Source organism: Kribbella sp. WER1 (assembly GCF_054189145.1).
The window spans coordinates 1,439,944-1,458,026 of record NZ_CM135186.1; the positions used below are offsets into that span (position 1 = coordinate 1,439,944).

At 68.3% G+C, this 18,083-nt stretch carries 18 protein-coding genes; 6 read left to right on the plus strand and 12 right to left on the minus strand.

The features are described 5' to 3' along the window. Window positions 1-12: 12 nt before the first annotated feature. The 4 genes from ACXJJ3_RS07035 to ACXJJ3_RS07050 all read right to left on the minus strand — a co-directional run bounded on the left by ACXJJ3_RS07035 (window position 13) and on the right by ACXJJ3_RS07050 (window position 3,809). Window positions 13-1,128 carry an XdhC family protein gene (locus ACXJJ3_RS07035; RefSeq protein WP_458169141.1) on the minus strand — a complete coding sequence of 372 codons (1,116 nt, stop codon included), beginning with the start codon at window positions 1,126-1,128 and terminating at the stop codon, window positions 13-15. Continuing rightward, a complete protein-coding gene (locus ACXJJ3_RS07040; protein WP_458169142.1) occupies window positions 1,121-2,149 on the minus strand; it encodes a vWA domain-containing protein in 1,029 nt (342 codons plus the stop codon). The genes ACXJJ3_RS07035 and ACXJJ3_RS07040 overlap by 8 nt, the downstream gene beginning before the upstream one ends. 132 nt (window positions 2,150-2,281) lie before the next feature. Then, the gene (locus ACXJJ3_RS07045; protein ID WP_458169143.1) at window positions 2,282-3,172 is read right to left on the minus strand and encodes an AAA family ATPase; all 891 of its coding nucleotides are present in this window, start codon (window positions 3,170-3,172) and stop codon (window positions 2,282-2,284) included. A gap of 46 nt (window positions 3,173-3,218) precedes the next feature. Then, the gene (locus tag ACXJJ3_RS07050) at window positions 3,219-3,809 is read right to left on the minus strand and encodes a nucleotidyltransferase family protein (RefSeq protein ID WP_458169144.1); all 591 of its coding nucleotides are present in this window, start codon (window positions 3,807-3,809) and stop codon (window positions 3,219-3,221) included. An 82-nt stretch (window positions 3,810-3,891) separates the two neighbouring features. Here ACXJJ3_RS07050 and nadA point away from each other — a divergent pair, with 82 nt between their 5' ends. Next, complete coding sequence (nadA, locus tag ACXJJ3_RS07055; RefSeq protein ID WP_458169145.1) at window positions 3,892-5,073, plus strand: quinolinate synthase NadA; 1,182 nt, start codon at window positions 3,892-3,894, stop codon at window positions 5,071-5,073. Window positions 5,074-5,250: 177 nt separating this feature from the next. Here nadA and ACXJJ3_RS07060 read toward each other — a convergent pair whose 3' ends face one another. The 6 genes from ACXJJ3_RS07060 to ACXJJ3_RS07085 form a co-directional block, all read right to left on the minus strand. After that, entirely contained in the window at window positions 5,251-6,192 is a 942-nt protein-coding gene (locus tag ACXJJ3_RS07060; RefSeq protein ID WP_458169146.1) for a type IV toxin-antitoxin system AbiEi family antitoxin domain-containing protein, read from the minus strand. 210 nt (window positions 6,193-6,402) lie between these two features. Continuing rightward, window positions 6,403-7,659 carry a glycosyltransferase gene (locus ACXJJ3_RS07065; RefSeq protein ID WP_458169147.1) on the minus strand — a complete coding sequence of 419 codons (1,257 nt, stop codon included), beginning with the start codon at window positions 7,657-7,659 and terminating at the stop codon, window positions 6,403-6,405. Then, a complete protein-coding gene (locus ACXJJ3_RS07070; RefSeq protein ID WP_458169149.1) occupies window positions 7,659-8,075 on the minus strand; it encodes an adenylyltransferase/cytidyltransferase family protein in 417 nt (138 codons plus the stop codon). Before ACXJJ3_RS07070 ends, ACXJJ3_RS07065 begins: the two co-directional genes overlap by 1 nt. Then, window positions 8,072-8,797, minus strand: coding sequence for a CDP-alcohol phosphatidyltransferase family protein (locus ACXJJ3_RS07075; RefSeq protein WP_458169151.1), 726 nt, complete (start codon window positions 8,795-8,797; stop codon window positions 8,072-8,074). The genes ACXJJ3_RS07070 and ACXJJ3_RS07075 overlap by 4 nt, the downstream gene beginning before the upstream one ends. After that, on the minus strand, window positions 8,794-9,234 hold the full coding sequence (locus ACXJJ3_RS07080; protein WP_458169153.1) for an adenylyltransferase/cytidyltransferase family protein: 441 nt from the start codon (window positions 9,232-9,234) through the stop codon (window positions 8,794-8,796). The genes ACXJJ3_RS07075 and ACXJJ3_RS07080 overlap by 4 nt, the downstream gene beginning before the upstream one ends. 55 nt (window positions 9,235-9,289) lie before the next feature. After that, the gene (locus tag ACXJJ3_RS07085; RefSeq protein WP_458169155.1) at window positions 9,290-10,513 is read right to left on the minus strand and encodes a glycosyltransferase; all 1,224 of its coding nucleotides are present in this window, start codon (window positions 10,511-10,513) and stop codon (window positions 9,290-9,292) included. Between the two features lie 61 nt (window positions 10,514-10,574). On the opposite strand from ACXJJ3_RS07085, the gene ACXJJ3_RS07090 reads away from it, so the two are divergent. Continuing rightward, window positions 10,575-12,296 carry a right-handed parallel beta-helix repeat-containing protein gene (locus ACXJJ3_RS07090; RefSeq protein WP_458169156.1) on the plus strand — a complete coding sequence of 574 codons (1,722 nt, stop codon included), beginning with the start codon at window positions 10,575-10,577 and terminating at the stop codon, window positions 12,294-12,296. A 142-nt stretch (window positions 12,297-12,438) separates the two neighbouring features. Continuing rightward, window positions 12,439-13,977 (plus strand): right-handed parallel beta-helix repeat-containing protein, encoded by a 1,539-nt coding sequence (locus ACXJJ3_RS07095; protein WP_458169157.1) that lies wholly within the window; start codon window positions 12,439-12,441, stop codon window positions 13,975-13,977. A gap of 170 nt (window positions 13,978-14,147) precedes the next feature. Here ACXJJ3_RS07095 and ACXJJ3_RS07100 read toward each other — a convergent pair whose 3' ends face one another. Both ACXJJ3_RS07100 and ACXJJ3_RS07105 read right to left on the minus strand, forming a co-directional pair. After that, window positions 14,148-14,684 (minus strand): class IV adenylate cyclase, encoded by a 537-nt coding sequence (locus ACXJJ3_RS07100; RefSeq protein WP_458169158.1) that lies wholly within the window; start codon window positions 14,682-14,684, stop codon window positions 14,148-14,150. Between the two features lies 1 nt (window position 14,685). Beyond that, window positions 14,686-15,744 (minus strand): radical SAM protein, encoded by a 1,059-nt coding sequence (locus ACXJJ3_RS07105; RefSeq protein WP_458169159.1) that lies wholly within the window; start codon window positions 15,742-15,744, stop codon window positions 14,686-14,688. Window positions 15,745-15,990: 246 nt separating this feature from the next. On the opposite strand from ACXJJ3_RS07105, the gene ACXJJ3_RS07110 reads away from it, so the two are divergent. Genes ACXJJ3_RS07110 through ACXJJ3_RS07120 form a run of 3 tightly spaced genes read left to right on the plus strand, consistent with a single transcriptional unit; the run spans window position 15,991 to window position 18,056 of the window. After that, window positions 15,991-16,935, plus strand: coding sequence for a hypothetical protein (locus tag ACXJJ3_RS07110; protein WP_458169160.1), 945 nt, complete (start codon window positions 15,991-15,993; stop codon window positions 16,933-16,935). After that, window positions 16,928-17,614, plus strand: coding sequence for a RibD family protein (locus ACXJJ3_RS07115; protein WP_458169161.1), 687 nt, complete (start codon window positions 16,928-16,930; stop codon window positions 17,612-17,614). Before ACXJJ3_RS07110 ends, ACXJJ3_RS07115 begins: the two co-directional genes overlap by 8 nt. Then, window positions 17,607-18,056, plus strand: a complete 450-nt coding sequence (locus ACXJJ3_RS07120; RefSeq protein ID WP_458169162.1) for a deaminase — start codon at window positions 17,607-17,609, stop codon at window positions 18,054-18,056. The genes ACXJJ3_RS07115 and ACXJJ3_RS07120 overlap by 8 nt, the downstream gene beginning before the upstream one ends. Window positions 18,057-18,083 lie beyond the last annotated feature (27 nt).

Consider the following 18,083-nt stretch of genomic DNA (forward strand, 5'->3'; position numbering starts at 1 on the left):
CGCCCACAAGGTTCAGTGGTGGATCGGTCCCGCCGCCGCCGAAAGTCGTTGCCCCGCGCCACCCCAGCGCTGCGCGATGATCTCGGCGGCAATGCTCACCGCGGTCTCCTCCGGGGTCCGGGCGCCCAGGTCGAGGCCGATCGGGCTCGCCAGCCGGGCGACCTCGTCCTCGTTCAAACCCGCCTCCCGTAAGCGTTTCAGCCGATCGTCGTGCGTCCGCCGCGACCCCATCGCGCCGATGTACGCGACCTGCGGCAACCGCAGCGCGACCTCCAGCAGCGGTACGTCGAACTTCGGATCGTGTGTCAGTACGCAGATCACCGTACGGTCGTCGATCCGGCCGGCCGCGGCCTCGCCGGCCAGGTACCGGTGCGGCCAGTCGACGATCACCTCGTCGGCAAAGGGGAATCGGGACGCGGTCGCGAACACGCCGCGCGCATCGCAGACGGTCACCCGGTACGCGAGGAACGTGCCGAGTCGCGCAACCGCAGCTGCGAAGTCGATCGCGCCGAACACCAGCAAACGCGGCACCGGCGCATAGGAAGAGACGAAAACGCGCATCCCCTCACCACGGCGTTGCCCGTCCGGTCCGTACTCCAGCGTCTCGGTCCGCCCGTTCGCCAGCAGGCCGCGCGCATCGTCGACAATCGCATCGTCGACACGGTCCGACCCGGTGCTCCCCAGCTGCCCGTCGGGCCGGACGATCAGCCGGCGGCCGATCCGCGCCGGATCCGGATGCGCCACCACCGTCGCCACCGCGACCGGCCGGCCCTCGGTGATGTCCGCCGCCACCTCGGCCAGTTCCGGGAACGTCGTCCGGTCGACCTTCTCCACGAACACGTCGAGGATCCCGCCACACGTCAGCCCGACCGCGAACGCCGACTCGTCGCTGACGCCGTACCGCTGCAACACCGGTTCGCCGGAAGCCAGGATCTCCTCGCCGAGCTGGTACACCGCGCCCTCGACGCAGCCGCCGGACACGCTGCCGACCGCCTCCAGCCCGGGCCCGACCAGCATCACCGCACCGGGTGGCCGCGGCGCCGACTGGAACGTCGCGACAACGGTGCCGACGGCAACGGATTCGCCGGCCTTCCACCACGTCAGCAACCGATCGAGGACGTCACGCATCGGCCACCACCTCCAAGAGTTCCGCGAAGCTGGCCAGGCTGTGCCCGGCGACCAGATCGTCCAGGTGCGGCAGGACGGCGACGATCCCGGCCTGCACCGGTTCGTACCCCCGCTTGCCGCGGTGCGGGTTCAGCCAGACCACCCGGTGTGCGAGGCTCGCCAGGCGTTGCAGTTGCGCGCCGAGGAGCGCCGCGTCGCCGCGTTCCCAGCCGTCGCTGCACACCACGACCACGGCCCGGCGCGCCGTACCGCGTTGTCCCCAGCGGTCCAGGAACACCTTCAGTACCTCGCCCAGCCGGGTCCCACCCGACCAGTCCGGTACGACGTCCCCGGCGGCGCGCAGCGCGAACTCGGGGTCGCGGCGGCGGAGCGCCGGGGTGACGCGGGTCAATCGCGTACCGATGGTGAACACTTCGACGGTTCGCGGCGCCTGCTGGACCATCGTGTGCGCGAGCCGCAGCAGACTGTCGGCGTACGGGCGCATCGAGCCGGAAATGTCGATCAGTACGACGACTCGGCGTGGGCGGACGCCGCGGCGGCGGTAGTGCACACGGGCCGGTTCGCCGACCTGGCGGAGCTGGGCGCGGAGGGTACGGCGCGGGTCGATCTCGCCGCGGTGTGACGGGCGACGGCGGTTCGCGCGGCGCAGCGGAACCTGTGGGTGCAGGGTGCCGAACAGGCGGGCGAGCTCGGCACGGTCGATTGTTGACAATCCTGCGACGTCACGGTGCCGGAGTACTTCGGTGGTGCTGGCCGAGACGTTGAGGGTGTGGTCATCGCCGTCGCCGGTGGCGTCGGCAACGTCGAGGGCTGCCTGGACGGAGGACTGCGGCGTACGGCTCGGGACGACGCCGCGGGTGCGGTCGCCGGTGAACCAGGCGGCGAACACCTCGTCGTACCGGGCGGTGTCGTCGGGTCCGCTGCACAGGGCGGCGCGGCCGGCCCAGTACACGTCCGCGGTCAGCGTGGCGTCGAGCGCGGCCACCGCCTGCAGGAACAGGTGCACCCGATCAGCCGTCACCGCAAGCCCCGCAGACCGGAGCGCCGTCGCAAACCCGGCCAACGCAAGATCCGCCTCCGACGGGCGGACCTTGGACCGGCCCCCTGCTGGCTGATGGTCTTCGGGTGCGGCTGGTCGGTGGGTCATCGTCGGTCAACTCGCCAGCAGGCGGTCGAGGGATTCGCGGACGCGGTCGGTGTCCTCGCGGTACTTGAGCACCGCCCCGAGCGTCGCCGCCGCGGTCTCGATGTCGAGTACGTCGGTACCGAGCGCGTCCAGCGCCCGCGCCCAGTCGAGCGTCTCGGCCACCCCGGGCGGCTTCAGCAGATCGAGGTCGCGCATCCGCTGGACGGACCGCGTGACCTGTTCGGCGAGCCGCGCCGAGACGCCGGGCAGGCGCGTCCGGACGATCTCGATCTCGCGGGCCAGCCCTGGGTGGTCGATCCAGTGGTACAGGCAGCGCCGCTTGAGCGCGTCGTGCACCTCGCGGGTGCGGTTCGAGGTGAGCACCACGATCGGCGGGACGTCCGCCGCGATCGTTCCGAGCTCCGGGATCGTCACCTCGTACGTCGACAGCACCTCCAGCAGGAACGCCTCGAACTCGTCGTCGGCCCGGTCGATCTCGTCGACGAGCAGTACGGCGGGGCTCTCGCGCAACGCCCGCAGTACCGGACGGGACAGCAGGAAACGTTCGTCGAACAGGCTCTTCTCGACCTCCTCGACCGCAGCCTCGGAGCTGGTCGCCTCGACGGTCCGCAGGTGCAGGATCTGCCGCGGGAAGTCCCAGTCGTACAGCGCCTGCGAGGCGTCGATGCCCTCGTAGCACTGCAACCGGATCAGGTCGATGCCGAGCGCCTCGGCCAGCGCCTCCGCGAGCGCGGTCTTTCCCGTACCGGGCTCACCTTCGAGCAGCAGCGGCCGGTGCAGCGCGAGCGCGAGATAGCCGACCGTGGCTAGGCCCTCACCGGCCAAGTACCCGGTCGCCCGCAAATACCCGGCAAGCTCCCCCGCCGAGCCGACGGCACGCACTCCTTCAGCATTCACCTACACAGCCGAGTTGCCAACCCCCGCCCCGCCGACCCAGCTCGGCTCAGTGGTGACCGCTCGGCAGATCCTCCGTCGTATCGACGTCCGCACCGTCCGCGACGTCACCGCATTCCACCTGAGCGGCCCGATGCGCGCGGAGGTACGTCCGGGCCCCCTCATCCCCGCGCGCCGACGCGATCACGTCCGCCCAGTGCGCCCGCCCGATCACCACCGGATGACCCGGCGCTGCGTCGTACGTCGCCCTGGCCAGCGTGTGCGCGGCCGCGCCGGCGGCCACCCGTTCGACTGCCGCCACCGTCAGGCCCGGTACATCCACCGGCAGCACCGCGACCGCCGACGCCTCGGAGGACACGAGGTGCCTGAGACCGGCGCGGAGCGAGGCGCTCATACCTTCGGCCCAGTCGGCTGCGTCGACTACTTGGACCGCGTCGGCGGAGAGTTCCGCGCGGACGTCGGACGCGGCAGCTCCCACCACGACGACGACGGGGTCACAGCCCGCCTCGGTCAGCAGCCGAGCCGTCCGGACGACCCACGGAACGCCGGACCCGTCGCGGATCAACGCCTTCGGAGTACCCATCCGGCGGCCCGCCCCGGCGGCGAGCAGGAGGCCGGCCACAGGTGCCGATGTGTTCACACCGGCAGCGTACTGATTTCACAGTCTGGGCAGTGACGTGTACCACGCGGTGTCCGCCCGCCGGCGTGGGACGATATCTGACGTGACGACGATCGCAGACGGCTCGAAGTCCCTTCCGTTGCTGTTCCTCGGGCAGAACACCGACCCGCACTCCGAGCGCGGCGTCGAGTGCCCGGGCGCGCTCCCGCCGGCCTCGGACCCGGACCTGGTGGAGCGGGCGCTGAAGGCGAAGGCGGCGCTCGGTGACCAGGTGTTCGTGCTCGGGCACCATTACCAGCGCGACGAGGTGATCCAGTTCGCGGACGTCACCGGCGACTCGTTCAAGCTGGCCCGCGACGCGGCGGCGCGGCCGGACGCGCCGTACATCGTGTTCTGCGGTGTGCACTTCATGGCCGAGTCCGCCGACATCCTCACCAACGACGCGCAGACGGTGATCCTGCCGGACCTCGCGGCCGGGTGCTCGATGGCCGACATGGCGCGGATCCAGCAGGTCGAGGCGGCCTGGGACGCGCTCGCCGACGCGGGCGTCGCGGATGTGACCGTGCCGGTGACGTACATGAACTCGAGCGCCGACATCAAGGCGTTCTGCGGCCGCCACGGCGGTGTCGTGTGTACGTCGAGCAACGCCGAGACCGCGCTGAACTGGGCGTTCGAGCAGGGCGAGAAGGTGCTGTTCCTGCCCGACCAGCACCTCGGCCGGAACACCGCCGTACTGCAGCTCGGCATGTCGCTCGAGGACTGCGTCGTGTACGACCCGCACAAGCCAGGCGGCGGGCTGACCCGCGAGCAGCTGGCCGCGGCGAAGATGATCCTGTGGCGCGGGCACTGCTCCGTACACGGCCGCTTCACCGCCGAATCGGTCGACGACGTCCGCTCCCGGGTCCCCGGCGTCAACGTGATCGTGCACCCCGAGTGCCGCCACGAGGTCGTCACGAAGGCCGACCAGGTCGGATCCACGGAGTACATCATCAAGGCCCTGGAAACCGCCGAACCCGGTACGTCGTGGGCCGTCGGCACCGAGCTCAACCTGGTCCAGCGCCTCGCGAAGCAGCACACCGACAAGAACATCGTGTTCCTCGACAAGACGGTCTGCTACTGCGCCACGATGAACCGCATCGACCTCCCGCATTTCGTGTGGGCCCTCGAAAACCTGGTCGCCGGCCACGTCGTCAACCCCATCAAGGTCGACCCCGACACCGAGCACTACGCCAAGGTAGCCCTCAACCAAATGCTCGCCCTCCCCGGCAAAACCACCAAGGACTGACCCACCGCCCGGCCCCAAGACGAACGGATATCCCCTCGTTTTGGGGGTTCTCTGTTGGTACTCGAGGGGAGAACCCCCAACTACAAGGGATATCCCCTCGTGTACTGCGGCGGCCGGCGCCGGTGCGTCAGGCGGGTTCGGCGCGGAGGCCGTAGGCGGGGGCCGTGGGCGGGGTGGTCAGGCGGCGGGGCGGAGGAGGGCTCGGTGGAGGGTGGCGGCGAGGGCAGCGTGGTCGTCGAGGTCGGGCCAGGTGGTGCGGACGACTTTGAGGCCGAGGGCGCGGAGACGGTCCTCGCGGTACTTCTCCTGAACCAGGACCTCAGCTGATCCGCCGCGGTACTTCACGGCGCCGTCGAACTCGATCACCGTGCGGCACGCCGGGACGTAGAAGTCGACCCGCCCGATGAACCCGTGCCGATCGCGGAAATCCACCTGCAGCATCGGCTCGGGCAGCCCGTACTCCGACATCAGGACCCGAAGCCGCGACTCCCCGACCGACTCCGACAACCCGTTGCCGAACCGGAGCGCCTTCCGCGCCGCCACCGATCCCGGCCAGAACTCGATCGCGCCGGACAGGCGCCGTACCTCCTCAGCACTCAACCCGCCGACGCGCATGGCAGCGTCGACACCCACCACGGCCACCTCGAACGGCGCCGTACAGGCCGAATCCACCGCAGCCCGCGCGGCCGTGGTTACCGGCCGCCCGCCGACCAGTGTCAGGTCGTCCGCGGTCACGGCACCCAGATGATGCTGTACGCCGGCGACGCGGCCACCGGACTGACCGTCCAGCCGGGTGACGTGCACCTTGCTCAGGTCGAGGCCCCAGATCGGCAGATCGTGCACGACCAGCGCCGATTGGTGGCTGACGGCAACCGAACCCGGGCGGAGCGCGTTCAGGACCGCGTGCACCTGGCGGCGGTGCGCACTGCGGATGCGGTCCCACGGCGGTAGGTCGCTGAGGTCGACCGCCTCGGCATACTGCCCGCGCCGGACCTGCTCCCAGCTGCCGTCCCGCAGGTTGCGGACGATCTGCTCGTGAGGATGCCCGGCAGCGAGCGCCTGCCGACGGCTGAACACCCCACCCTGCCGCGCCGCGATCAACCTCAGCCCTGCATCCATCCGCCAAGCATCCCCCACCCGACCGCTCCCCGGCCCTCCCCAACCACCCACCTGTGGACAACTCACACGAGGGGATATCCGTTCCAGTTGCTGCTTCTCCCCGCTAATACCAACAGAGAACCCACAACACGAACGGATATCCCCTCGCGCGCGGGCTGCGGCGCGGGCTGCGGCGCGGGCTGCGGCGGGGGCTGCGGCGGGGGCGTGGGGTTAGTCGGCGGGGACGTGGGCGGGGGTGTACCAGGTGGCTAGTAGGGCGGGGAGGCGGTCTGGGCCCCAGCGGTCTACGGGGGTGATGCGGCCGGTGAGGGAGGAGAGGGCGCGGGCCAGTTCGCCTACTACGTCGCCGCGCCAGGGGACGGTGATGCCTTCGTCGGGGCCGACGATGACGGCGGGGCCGCCGCGGTCTACGCAGACGACGGGGCAGCCGGAGGCGAGGGCTTCGGTGACGGCCCAGCCGGCTGCTTCGCGGAAGGCGGGGGCGAGGAGGGCGTCGGCGCGGAACATCGCGGCGAGGACTTCCTCGCGCGGCAGGGCGCCCATGAACTCGACGCGGTCGCGGACGCCGAGTTGCCAGGCGAGGCTTTCGGCGCGGCCCCAGTCGGGGCCGTCGCCGATGATCCGCAGTTCCCAGCCGGACGCCTCGGGGCGGGCCAGCGCGCTGATCGCGAGCAGGACGCCCTTCCACGGGATCAGCCGGCCGACGAACAGCGCGGTCTTCACCCCGCGGCTGAACGGCTCGTACGGACCGGACGCGGTGAACCGCCGGATCGCGACGTTCGGCTGCACGACGACCTGCCGGGCGTACGGCGCGAACGCCTCCGCGACGTCGTTGTTCTGGGCAACCATCAGGTCCGCGGTCTGCGCCATCCGGCGGCCGGTCAGGCGGCGCCGGACGCCGGTGTACGCGCGTCGTACCAGCTCCCCCAGTACGCCGCGCGGGCCGAGCCAGTGCGCCATCGACAGCGGCGCGGTCGTCGAACCGCCGACCGGGCCCCAGATCACCTTGGCGGACGACTCCTCGACCACCCCGGCGCCCATCCAGTCCACCGCGAACGTCAGGTGGTGGATGACGTCGAACGAGTGCAGCGCATGCAGCTCCCGCGCCGTACGCCGGGCCAGCCCCTGCCACAGCGGGTAGTACCAGTACACGTCCGCGGGCCGTCGCCGGAGCCGGAGGATCCAGCGCGGCATCTCCAGCGGTACGACGGTCAGCCCGGGGACCGGCCGCGCCGCGAGCTCCTCGTGGATCTCGTGCACGAACTTGCCCCGGGTCAGCAGCCACACGTCGTGGTCGCGGGCGGCGGCCTTCGCCCACGCCCATCCGGCGCCCGGCTCGGACCCGCCCGACGGCCGGCAGGCGTACGCGCTCAGCAGCACCTTGGGGCGCGTCCGAGGAGCCTGCGCCGTCGCGAGCCGTGCAGCAGGCGTTGCGTCCGCGGACGCGCCCTTCGGCCGGCCGGGCATCAGTTCATCCCCTCCAGGAGCCTGCGCAGATCGGTGCTCGAGGTGGAGGCGGTGTACGGGAAGTAGTGCACCTGTGCGCCGACCTCTCCCAGCAGCCGCTCCAGTCTGGTCCCCTTTTCGGTTCCCTTCCAGTCGTCCCCTTTGAAGAGGACGTCGTACCGCAACTGCTGCCACATCTCGAACTTGTCGCTGGACCAGTCGCTGACCACCTCGTCGACCAGGTCGAGGGCCCGGATCACGTCCATCCGTTCGGCGTGCGGGACGACCGGCGGGCGGCCCTTGATCCGGGTCACCACGTCGTCCTCGACGACACCCGCGATCAGGTGGTCGCAGTGCTCGCGGGCGCGGCGCAGGATGTTCAGGTGGCCGATGTGGAACATGTCGTACACCCCGGGCGCGTAGCCGACGGTCGTCACGCGGGCACCCCCAGCACGGCCATCTCGCGGTACCACTTGCCGATCGCGGCGGCCAGGAACAGCAGGTTCAGCAGTAGCAACGCGCCGTACAGCACGACGAACACCGACGGGGTGCCGAAGGCAAGGAACACCAGGCAGAGGATGCCGTAGTCGGTCGGTGCGATGAGCAACGACTTGACCACGGAATCGCCGCGTTCGTTGGGTTTCGCGGGACCGCCGTGCCGCCGGCGCAGCTGGTCGATCAGGATCAGGCCGAAGAACAGCACCGACGACATGCACACGTACGCCAGCGGGACCAGCAGCACCAGATGATTGCTGAAGGCATCGAAGCGGTAGAACGAGATCAGTACGGCGCTGTGCAGCAGCACGATCTTGACCGCATCGATCATGTGGTCGAGCCACTCCCCCAGCGGCGAGCCGCCGCCGCGCAGCCGGGCGAGCTGCCCGTCCGCGGAGTCCAGCCCGTACCCGAGCACGAGCAGCGCGGTCACCAGCAGCGCCAGGCCGAACGACGGGCGGATCGTTGCCACCAGCACGATTCCGGCCAGCGAGCAGAACCCGGAGGCAAGGCTGACCTGGTTCGGCGTCCGGCCACCGAGGTACGCCGCGGCCGCGAACACCCGGCCGATCCGCCGGTTCACGAACCGCGAGTACGCCGGCGTACCGGCAGACGGCTTCTGCGCCTGGGACAGTCGCGCGACCGTGTCCCGTAGCGCGCTCATGCGACCGAACTGCGGGACTGCCGCTGGTCGATCGCGGCGCGCAGGATCGGGCTGCGGGACCGGCGGCCGGCCGGCAGGACGGTGATCAGCCCGGCCGGCAACCCGGCCAGCTCGCTCACCCCCAGGACGCCGTCCGCGGCGCTCGCGGCGAACACGGTCTGCACCCCCGGTACGCCGGTCAGCCGATCGGCGTGGACGCTGTCGACGGCAACGACCTCGTCGACGCAGCGCAGGTGCTCGACGATCTGCGCGCGCTCGACCTGCGGCACGAACGGCCGTGCGCCCCAGTTGTCCAGCGCCCACTCGTCGGACAGCACCGCGACCAGCAGCCGGTCGCAGAACTGCGCCGCCCGCTCGAGCACGTCGACGTGCCCGACGTGGAACAGGTCGAAAACCCCGGCGACGCATCCGATCCGCGGCAAAGTACGTTCCCCCAACACGAACTCCTGTGTTCCTTCGTCCGAGACGCCGCCCCCTGCGTCTGGCGTGACCTTATACCCGGCGGGCACGACCCGCCCAGCGTCCCGCGTCCGACCCGCCGCGGGCGGTGTGCCGGGCGATCGCATCGGTATAGATCCTTTCCGTGGCCGCCAGGTCACGCTCCGGTGTGAAGCGGTCCAGGTAGACCTCGCGGGCTCGTTCGCCGCAGGCTATCGAAGTCACGGGATCAGTCACCAACCCGATAGCCTTGCGCAGCGCCTCCGGATCGCCCGGTTCGGTCAGCGCGCCGGTCCGGCCGTCGTCGACGAGCTCCGCGAGCGCGCCGAGCCGGGACGCGACCACCGGTACTCCTTGCGCGAAAGCCTCCACGACCACGAGACCGAACGTCTCATACGAACGGGCCGGTACGACGGCGGCGCGCGCGGACCGCAGGACATCCATGCCGGCCGCCCACGGTAGTTGACCGAGTACCTGAATCGACAGGTCTGTGCGGGCCCGTTCCTCGGCCGCGGCGCGCAGCGGACCGTCGCCCACGACAACCAGCCGCCCGAGCCCGGAATCCCACGCCTGCAGGAGATCCGCGAACCCCTTGTCCTCGCTCAGCCGCCCGAGGAACACCACCGCGTCGCCCGCTCCGTCCCGGACCCCGGCAGGATGCGGTACGGCGTGCGGCTTCACCACGAACCGCTCCGCGTCGAACCCGGCCGCGACGTACCGGTCGCGGACGAACCCGGACGGTACGACGAACGTGTCGACGTACCGCTGCCAGGTGTGCAGGGTGTTGTGCACGCCGATGCTCGTGGCCAGCGGCAGCGTCTGGGCGCGCGACTCGCGGTAGCAGCCGTGCTTGACCGCGGCGAACGGCAGCTTCCCGATGCAGGACTCGCACGGGCGGCCGTCGCGCTGCAGCACCGCGTTCGCGCACAGCAGCCGGAAGTTGTGCAGGGTCGCGACGACGGGCAGGTCCAGGCGGTGGGCCGCGCGCAGTACCGAGGCGCTGAACAGCGGGAAGGTGTTGTGGACGTGCACCACGTCCGGGCGCTGCGCTTGCAATAGCTGTGTTAAATCGCGTTCCGCCGAAAATGACCAAACGGATCGAAACGGTAACAGTGTGCGATCTTTTCGGCTCATGGCCGCGATGTCGTCGCTGTTCCGGGCGTAAAGGTCGATCTCATGGCCTGAGTTCCGCAACAAATCAACCGTTTGCGCGACAACTGTGTTCTCACCACTGGGTTGACCGGTCCGGTAACGGTTGTGCAGCATGGCGACCCGCATGGCACTACCTTAAGTCCCGCGGTAACTACAGCCTGGTCTCGCCCGCTCCCAGGAGAGTGCATTGAGGAAGTCGTGGATCGCAGCGCTGCTTGCTGCGGGTGTCGCCGTGGTCGCCGTCGCCGTTCCGGTCATCGCCCACGAGCACAAGGCGTCGACGACGGCGAAGTTCCACGAGTCGGAGCAGGCCGCGTCCCGGGTCGTGCCGTCGCACCGCGCCGGTACTACGCCGACCACGCCGACGACACCGACCGCGCCGGTCAAGTCCACCAAGCCGACCGTCGCACCCGCCTCGAAGCCGGGCTCGCACCCCACCCGGAAACCGGGCAGTACGCCGACCACCGCCAAGCCGGCGAAGCCCGTCGAGCCGACCGTCCCGAAGCCGCCGGTGGTCAGCTCGGACAAGGCCGGTCCCGCGGTCGCCGGTCCGTGCAGCGGCGTGGTGATCAAGCCCGGGCAGGACGCGCAGTCGATCGTGAGCTCGAAGCCAGCCGGTACGACGTTCTGCTTCGCCGCGGGTGTGCACCGGATCAGCAGCACGATCCGGCCGAAGGCGAACCAGGTGCTCGCGAGCGCGCAGCGCGCCGTACTGACCGGGTCCGTACCGCTCACCGGCTGGGTGCGGTCGGGGTCCGCGTGGGTCGTCCGCGGCGCGCTGCCGGCGGCGTACGGCAAGAGCGGTGAGTGCGAGGACAACAAGGCGAACATTTGCTACCTGCGGGAGCAGCTGTTCCTCGACGGCACGCACCTGACGCGGGTGGCGAGCCTGTCCGCGGTGCGGGCCGGTGCGTTCTATGCCGACTACGCGGCGAACGCGATCTACCTCGGCAGCAGCCCGTCCGGGCACGACCTGGAGATGTCGAGGACCGCTACCGCGATCGAGTCGAACGCGAGCGGCGTCGTGGTCCGCGGGCTCACGATCGAGCACTTCGCCAGCGCGCCGCAGGCCGGGGCACTGGTCTCCGGTCCGGGCTGGAGGGTGACCGCGAACGACGTCTCCTGGAACCACGCGGTCGGCGTGATGCTCGTCGATGCCGACAAGACGGTCGTCGACAAGAACCTGATCCACCACAACGGCCAGCTCGGCCTCGGGCAGTACAGCTCGGCCGCGGCGAACGTGACCCGCAACGTGGTCAGCTCGAACAACACCGACGGCTTCTGGATCGCCGACTGGGAGTCCGGCGGCATCAAGTCGACCCGCTCGTCGGGAACCGTCAGCGGCAACGTGATCAAGGCCAACCGGGGCATCGGCATGTGGGCCGACGTCGCCGACGACGGTCGTCAGATCGTCGACAATCAGATCGTCGGCAATGCGGCGGACGGCATCCGGTACGAGATCAGCCGGAACGGCACCATCGAGGGCAACACGGTCACCGGCAACGGCTTCGGTACCGGCCGCGGCTCCGGTACGTCGCTGTGGGACGGCGGCGGGATCAACGTGAACACGTCGACCGGCGTCACGATCAAGGGCAACCGGGTCGCGGGCAACGTCAACGGCGTGACGATCCAGTCCCGGACCCGCGGCAGCGGCCCGTGGGGGACGTACCTGCTCCGCGACGTGCAGGTCAACGGGAACACCATCGAGATGATCAGCGGGACCCAGGCAACCGGCATGGTCCAGAACTCCGGGGCCGAAGTGCCGGCCGGCGAAGTGGTGTTCAGCGGCAACAAGTACGTGCTGGACAGCCTCGGCACCGAGCGGTTCGCCCGCTTCGGCACCAAGCTCACCCCGGCCGGCTGGCGGCAGGCCGGGCTGGACAAGGTCGGCAGCTTCCTCGCCAACTGAGCCGCGGCGCCACCGCTTGCCTTTCGCAACATAGTTGTGCGTTACGTATTGCCATGACTACGTGACGTAGGGGTAACCTGCGTAGCGAAGCCGCGCCATGGGGGGTGCGCTCAGGGCTACCTGTGCCACCGGAGGCTCCGCTATGAAGACTGCATTTCTGGCAATCGTTGTCGCCGGCACCAGTCTGGTTGCCGTCGGCCCGCTATCCGCGACCGCCGTACCGCCCGTCGACGGGTCGTTCCGGACCGGCCCGGCGCTCGCGCCCGCGTGCAGCGGCGTACCGATCGGCACCTCCGACGACGCCGCCGCGATCGTCGACAAGGCTCCGGCCGGTACGACGTTCTGCTTCGCCGCAGGCCTGCACCGGATCCGGGACACGATCCACCCGAAGGCCGATCAGGTCCTCGCGAGCGACCGCGGCGCCGTCCTCACCGGCTCGGTCCGGCTGAACCGCTGGTCGCCGTCCGGCAACGGACCGAAGGCGTGGGTGACGACCGGGGTGCTGCCATCGGCGTACGCGCAGACCGGGCAGTGCGAGGACAACCAGGCGAACATCTGCTACCTCCGCGAGCAGGTGTTCCGCGACGGCCGGCATCTGACCCGGGTGGCGTCCCGCGACAAGGTTGCCCCCGGCACCTTCTATGCGGACTACACCGCGAACGCGGTCTACCTCGGCGACAACCCGCTCGGCCGCACGATCGAGATGTCGAGTACGCCGACCGCGATCGCGCCGGGCGGGAACAACGTGGTCGTCCGCGGGCTGACGATCGAGCACTTCGCCACTCCCCCGCAGGCCGGTGCCGTCGTACTCGGGCTCGGATGGCACGTGTACGCGAACGACATCCGCTGGAACCACGCGGTCGGCGCGATGCTCGTGAACGCGGACAGCGCCGTACTCGAGCAGAACCGGATCCACGACAACGGGCAGCTCGGCGTCGGGCAGTACAGCACGCTGAAAGCCACGATCTGCGCGAACGAGGTCACCGGCAACAACACCGACGGGTTCTGGATCGCCGACTGGGAGTCCGGCGGGATCAAGACCACCTGGTCGTCCGGCGGGTCGGTGGTCGGCAATCTGATTGCCGACAATCTGGGCGTCGGGCTGTGGAGCGACGCGTACGACGACAGCCGCACGTTCAGCAACAATCAGATTGTTGACAATGCGGCGGACGGGATCCGCTACGAGATCGGCCGCAACGGGGTGATCGCGAACAACACGGTCAGCGGCAACGGCTTCGGCACCGGCCGCGGCTCCGGTACGTCGCTGTGGGACGGCGGCGGGATCAACGTGAACACCTCGTCGAACGTGCAGGTCCGCGACAACGTGGTGGCGAACAACGTGAACGGGATCTCGATCCAGTCCCGGACCCGCGGCTCCGGCCCCTGGGGCCAGAACCTGCTCCGCGGCATCGTTGTCTCCGGCAACCAGGTGACGATGCGCGGCGGCAGCACCGCGACCGGCATGGTGCAGAACTCCGGCGCGGCGATCCCGGCCGGCGCGGTCACGCTGAACGACAACGCCTACATCCTCGACAGCCTGACCGCCGACCGCTTCCAGAAGGCCGGCCAGTGGTACACCGCACAGCAATGGCGCACCACCGGCCAGGACACCTCCAGCACCTTCACCACCGGCCGGGCAGTCCTCGACATCTCAGGCCTACTGACTATCCTTCCCAACTGAACTAGTGAGTCGGAAGTCCGAGATACAAGTCCAGCTCCGGTGGGCTGGGTTACGGCAAGATCCTGCCCCGGGTACGCAGTTGATCCGCACCGCGAACGGTACAAACGCAACCAATCTGGGCTCACCGTTCCTCAGCTCGGAACGAGATCCAGGCTAATCTGAACGCCAGCTCAGTCAGGGAACCGAAGATCGGCGATCTCGGTCAGATCGATCCCATATCGCGCGTACACCTTGGTGGTGTTCTCACCGGTGAGCTCGTCGGCGGCAATCCCCAGCATGCGACCAACCTCAACCACGTGCTCATGAGAACGACCCTCGATCTCGAGGTACGGCGGAATCCGTGGCCACCAGTCGAGCTCCAGCTGAGCACCGGCGAGCTCGAAGCTGGCCCGCCGGTTCTCTTGATACGACTTCGGCTCGAATCCGATGCGCCGCAGCAACTCGTTGGTGGTCTCGAAGTCTCCGACCACCACCTCAGTCTCCGTCGTACCGTCGATACCGTCGTGTGCGATCTCCTTCACGGTCAACGTCACGTCAGCCCCGGTATCCCGCAGTCGGATCCATCGCGATTCGTCCCCCGCCTGGATGTCGTAGACATACCGCCTCATCAAGCGAGATCCGATCCGACGCCCGCCGAGCGAGAGAATCCTGTTCGCCATCCCATCCGGCTCGACGTCCAGCACCTTGGCCTCGAACTCGATCGGCATCTCATTCTCCCTCGGCGCCGTACTTCGCCGCCAGCTTTCGAAACTCGGTCTCCCGCAGCGCAAGAATTTCTTCGAGCAGCTCGGTACGAACGAACTCTTCCACAGGAAGGCAGAGGTCCATGCGTTGGATACAGACACCAACCTGAAAGGTCCCCTCACGATCTCGATAGAGCCGCACGCCGTAGTAGCCCTCCTCACAGTCTGTGCCGTTGTTGAACCGGCAACCGGCACACGTCTGAGGCAGGCGCACCGGGCGGATCTGCTTGAAGAACACGACCCGCCCCGATGGCAGACGGTACGCCGTCCTCCACCCGGACGCGCCGGCGGTCACGCTGATGCCAATCGGTCGAGCCTTCAGCTCACCCAGCAGTTCGTGGATGGCGTCGATCGACTTCTCACCGTCATCGAGCGAGTTGAGCAGCCGGACGGAGATTCCCGGCACGTACTCGGTCAGCAGCCTGTGAACTCGCGGCACATGGGTGGTGTCAGGAACGACGATGTTCGCACTCGCCCCGATGCCGTGTGCGATGGCCACTCGAATCGCGGCCTGCAGTGCTTGAATCTTTCGTTCCGCACGTCCAATGTTCGCGTACTTCTCATGCTGCACCTGCGCGAGCTCGGCTGCGGTCGTTCCGAAGATCGAGAAGTTGACGCGATCAAGCCCAGCTTCTCCGCAGGCCGGGAGTGCCCGCGCACCGTTCTCTCCGTTTGACGTCGCGCAGACTTTGTAACCTGCGCGCACGCCGAGCGCGACGACCTCGGAGAGCTTCGGGTGCAGCGTCGGTTCTCCGCCAGTGAGATGCAGTTCGTCGACGTGTAGCGCATTGCGGAGCGTGTCCAGCGTCGAGGCGAGGCTCGCGTCAGGAGCGACGGTCGCCGGCAGGAACTTGGCGCCATTGGTCCCGAGATAGATCGAGACCCGGCCAGATCGACCGGCCGCGGTCATCTCGCCGGGCGCCTTTCCCAGATTGTCTGCGAGAACCGGCGTTCCTTCGTTGTGGCAGAAGGTACAGGTCATCCCGCAGGCATCGATCACCTTCAGCCTCAGCGTGCGGTCCATCGACAAACGGACCGGGAGACCGGTTCTCGGATCAGAGCCGACGACGGTGGTCGCCGATCCTCGACTCGCTTCGGTCGGGTATGTGCTTCTCATGTCGATCGCCCCTCAGAGTCAGCGCGGGAAGTCTGCGGCTCATGCTTGAGTGGGCGGCGGCAAAGCGAAATCGATGCAACCCGTGGTACCAGTCCACGGGATGGCACCATCCCGCTACCCTCGGTATGTGAAGGTCACGAGAGGGCGAGCCAGGTGACCCGTCGAAAGGTCTTTGATCCGAACGCGGTGCCACCGTCTTTCTGGCGTGGCAATCAAGTTCAGACGGCACTCGCGCGACGCGACATCGGAGCGCTGTTCCGAAGCTACTTGGATGCATTCGACGACTGCACGCAGACGCAGCTAGCACTGCTCACCGAGCACGACCGATCAGACGTATCGAACTGGATTCGAGGCACACGCCACGGTCAGGTCTCGGACATCGGCGTACTCACTCGAATTGCCGAAGGACTCCGGCTGCCCGACAGCGCACGGATCTTGATGGGACTTGCCCCTGCAGACGCGCTGGTCTCCTCAGTTCGAGACGAGCGCGAGATGTCGAACTCGGACACCGGTGCCGTCGGCGAGCGAGATCGACGTCGACTCGATGGCTCCGACCTCACGAGTACCAGGATCGCAATCTGTGGCAGTCGAGCAGCTCACGTCAACACCCACGCGGTGGACGCCGCCGTACGCGCCCTGGCCAGGCTTGTGATGGTGAGGCGTCTGCGAGTAAATCACGGACCGATCGGCATCGGGATCGAGGTAATGACCCACATTGCCGACCATTACCAACCACCTGGCCTTCGGGGGGCTGTGGCGATCTTCGGTCGCCGCAATGTCATCGCGGATGCCGAGTACGTCGTGCTCGTCGGTGGCGGGGAAGGCACTCGGGCCGAAGCCGACCTGGCTATGGCGATGGGGAAACGCTTGCTCCCTTACGGTGGCAGCGGTGGTACAGCGCAAGTGGTACACCAGCACCTACATCGCAACCCCGCGCTGAATTCCTGGATGCCGCCGCACAGTCTGGTCACCTTGGACCAATGTTCGTACCTGGATCCTGGGGCCAGCACGATCGACGTCGAACAGATGACGGATGATTTCGTTGACATGCTCGACGAGGTCATCATCCACGCAGACCGAGGAGAATCCCGTGACTGATCGCCCGTACGTCCTGCTGTCCGTCGCGGCATCCATCGACGGCTATATAGACGACAACACCGACCAGCGACTACTCCTGTCAAACGACGAGGACTTCGACCGGGTCGACGATGTCCGGGCCGGCGTTGACGCGATCCTCGTGGGCGCCAACACCATCCGCCGGGACAATCCCCGCCTCCTGGTCCGATCTGACGACCGCCGCAAACGACGGGTGGACGCGGGCCTGACCGAGTCACCGATCAAGGTCACGATCAGTTCAGGCGGCCTCGATCCGTCGTCGAAATTCTTCTCAACTGGCGAGGTCGACAAGGTCGTTTACGTCCCAACGTCTGCAGTCGAACCGGCCACCGCTGCCGTCGGGGCCGTGAGCCAGGTCGTGGATGCCGGGCCGACAGTCGATCTCGGATTCGTCCTGAGCGACCTCGCTCAGCGCGGCGTGAGCCGACTTATGGTCGAAGGCGGCGGCACGATGCATACCCAGTTCCTCGCCGCTGGCCTCGCGGACGAGATCCACCTGGTCATTGCCCCATTCTTCGTGGGGGACAGCAACGCGCCTCGCTTCGTCGGCGATGCTCAATTCCCTCAGAGCCCGTCCAACCGCATGGCTCTGACCGAGGTCAGGCAAATCGGAGACGTCGTCCTCCTCCGCTACCTCCCGAAGGACCCCACCAATGCCTGACCGCGACGACCGCTATTGGCTCAAGCAGGCTATCGCCCTGTCCCGCTCGTGCCCACCCTCGGCCACGGCATTCTGCGTGGGGGCCGTGATCGTAAGTCCCGATGGCCAAGTCCTGGCCACCGGCTACTCCCGTGAGACCGACCCGCACGACCACGCCGAAGAAATCGCGCTCACCAAACTCGCCTCCGACGATCCCCGCCTTCGCGGAGCCACCATTTACACCAGCCTCGAACCCTGCAGCAAACGAGCCTCCCGCCCACGAACCTGCACCGAGCTGATCCTGGCTGCCGGCATACCCCGCGTCGTCCTAGCCTGGCGCGAACCTTCGATCTTCGTCGACTGCGAGGGCGTCGAGCTCTTAACAGCCGCGAACGTCGAAGTCATTGAACTCCCTGACCTCGCCGACGAGGTCAGGGCGGTCAACGCTTATTTGCTCAGATGATCCCTCAGCGGATCCTGTAATTTCGAG

Excerpts from the sequence above, each read along its gene's own strand:
- ACXJJ3_RS07120 (WP_458169162.1), top strand. The coding sequence starts at position 17,607 with ATGCCTGACCGCGACGACCGCTATTGGCTCAAGCAGGCTATCGCCCTG.
- ACXJJ3_RS07060 (WP_458169146.1), bottom strand. The coding sequence starts at position 6,192 with ATGGATGCAGGGCTGAGGTTGATCGCGGCGCGGCAGGGTGGGGTGTTC.
- ACXJJ3_RS07105 (WP_458169159.1), bottom strand. The coding sequence starts at position 15,744 with ATGGACCGCACGCTGAGGCTGAAGGTGATCGATGCCTGCGGGATGACC.
- ACXJJ3_RS07075 (WP_458169151.1), bottom strand. The coding sequence starts at position 8,797 with ATGAGCGCGCTACGGGACACGGTCGCGCGACTGTCCCAGGCGCAGAAG.
- ACXJJ3_RS07035 (WP_458169141.1), bottom strand. The coding sequence starts at position 1,128 with ATGCGTGACGTCCTCGATCGGTTGCTGACGTGGTGGAAGGCCGGCGAA.
- ACXJJ3_RS07065 (WP_458169147.1), bottom strand. The coding sequence starts at position 7,659 with ATGCCCGGCCGGCCGAAGGGCGCGTCCGCGGACGCAACGCCTGCTGCA.
- ACXJJ3_RS07085 (WP_458169155.1), bottom strand. The coding sequence starts at position 10,513 with ATGCGGGTCGCCATGCTGCACAACCGTTACCGGACCGGTCAACCCAGT.
- ACXJJ3_RS07095 (WP_458169157.1), top strand. The coding sequence starts at position 12,439 with ATGAAGACTGCATTTCTGGCAATCGTTGTCGCCGGCACCAGTCTGGTT.
- ACXJJ3_RS07100 (WP_458169158.1), bottom strand. The coding sequence starts at position 14,684 with ATGCCGATCGAGTTCGAGGCCAAGGTGCTGGACGTCGAGCCGGATGGG.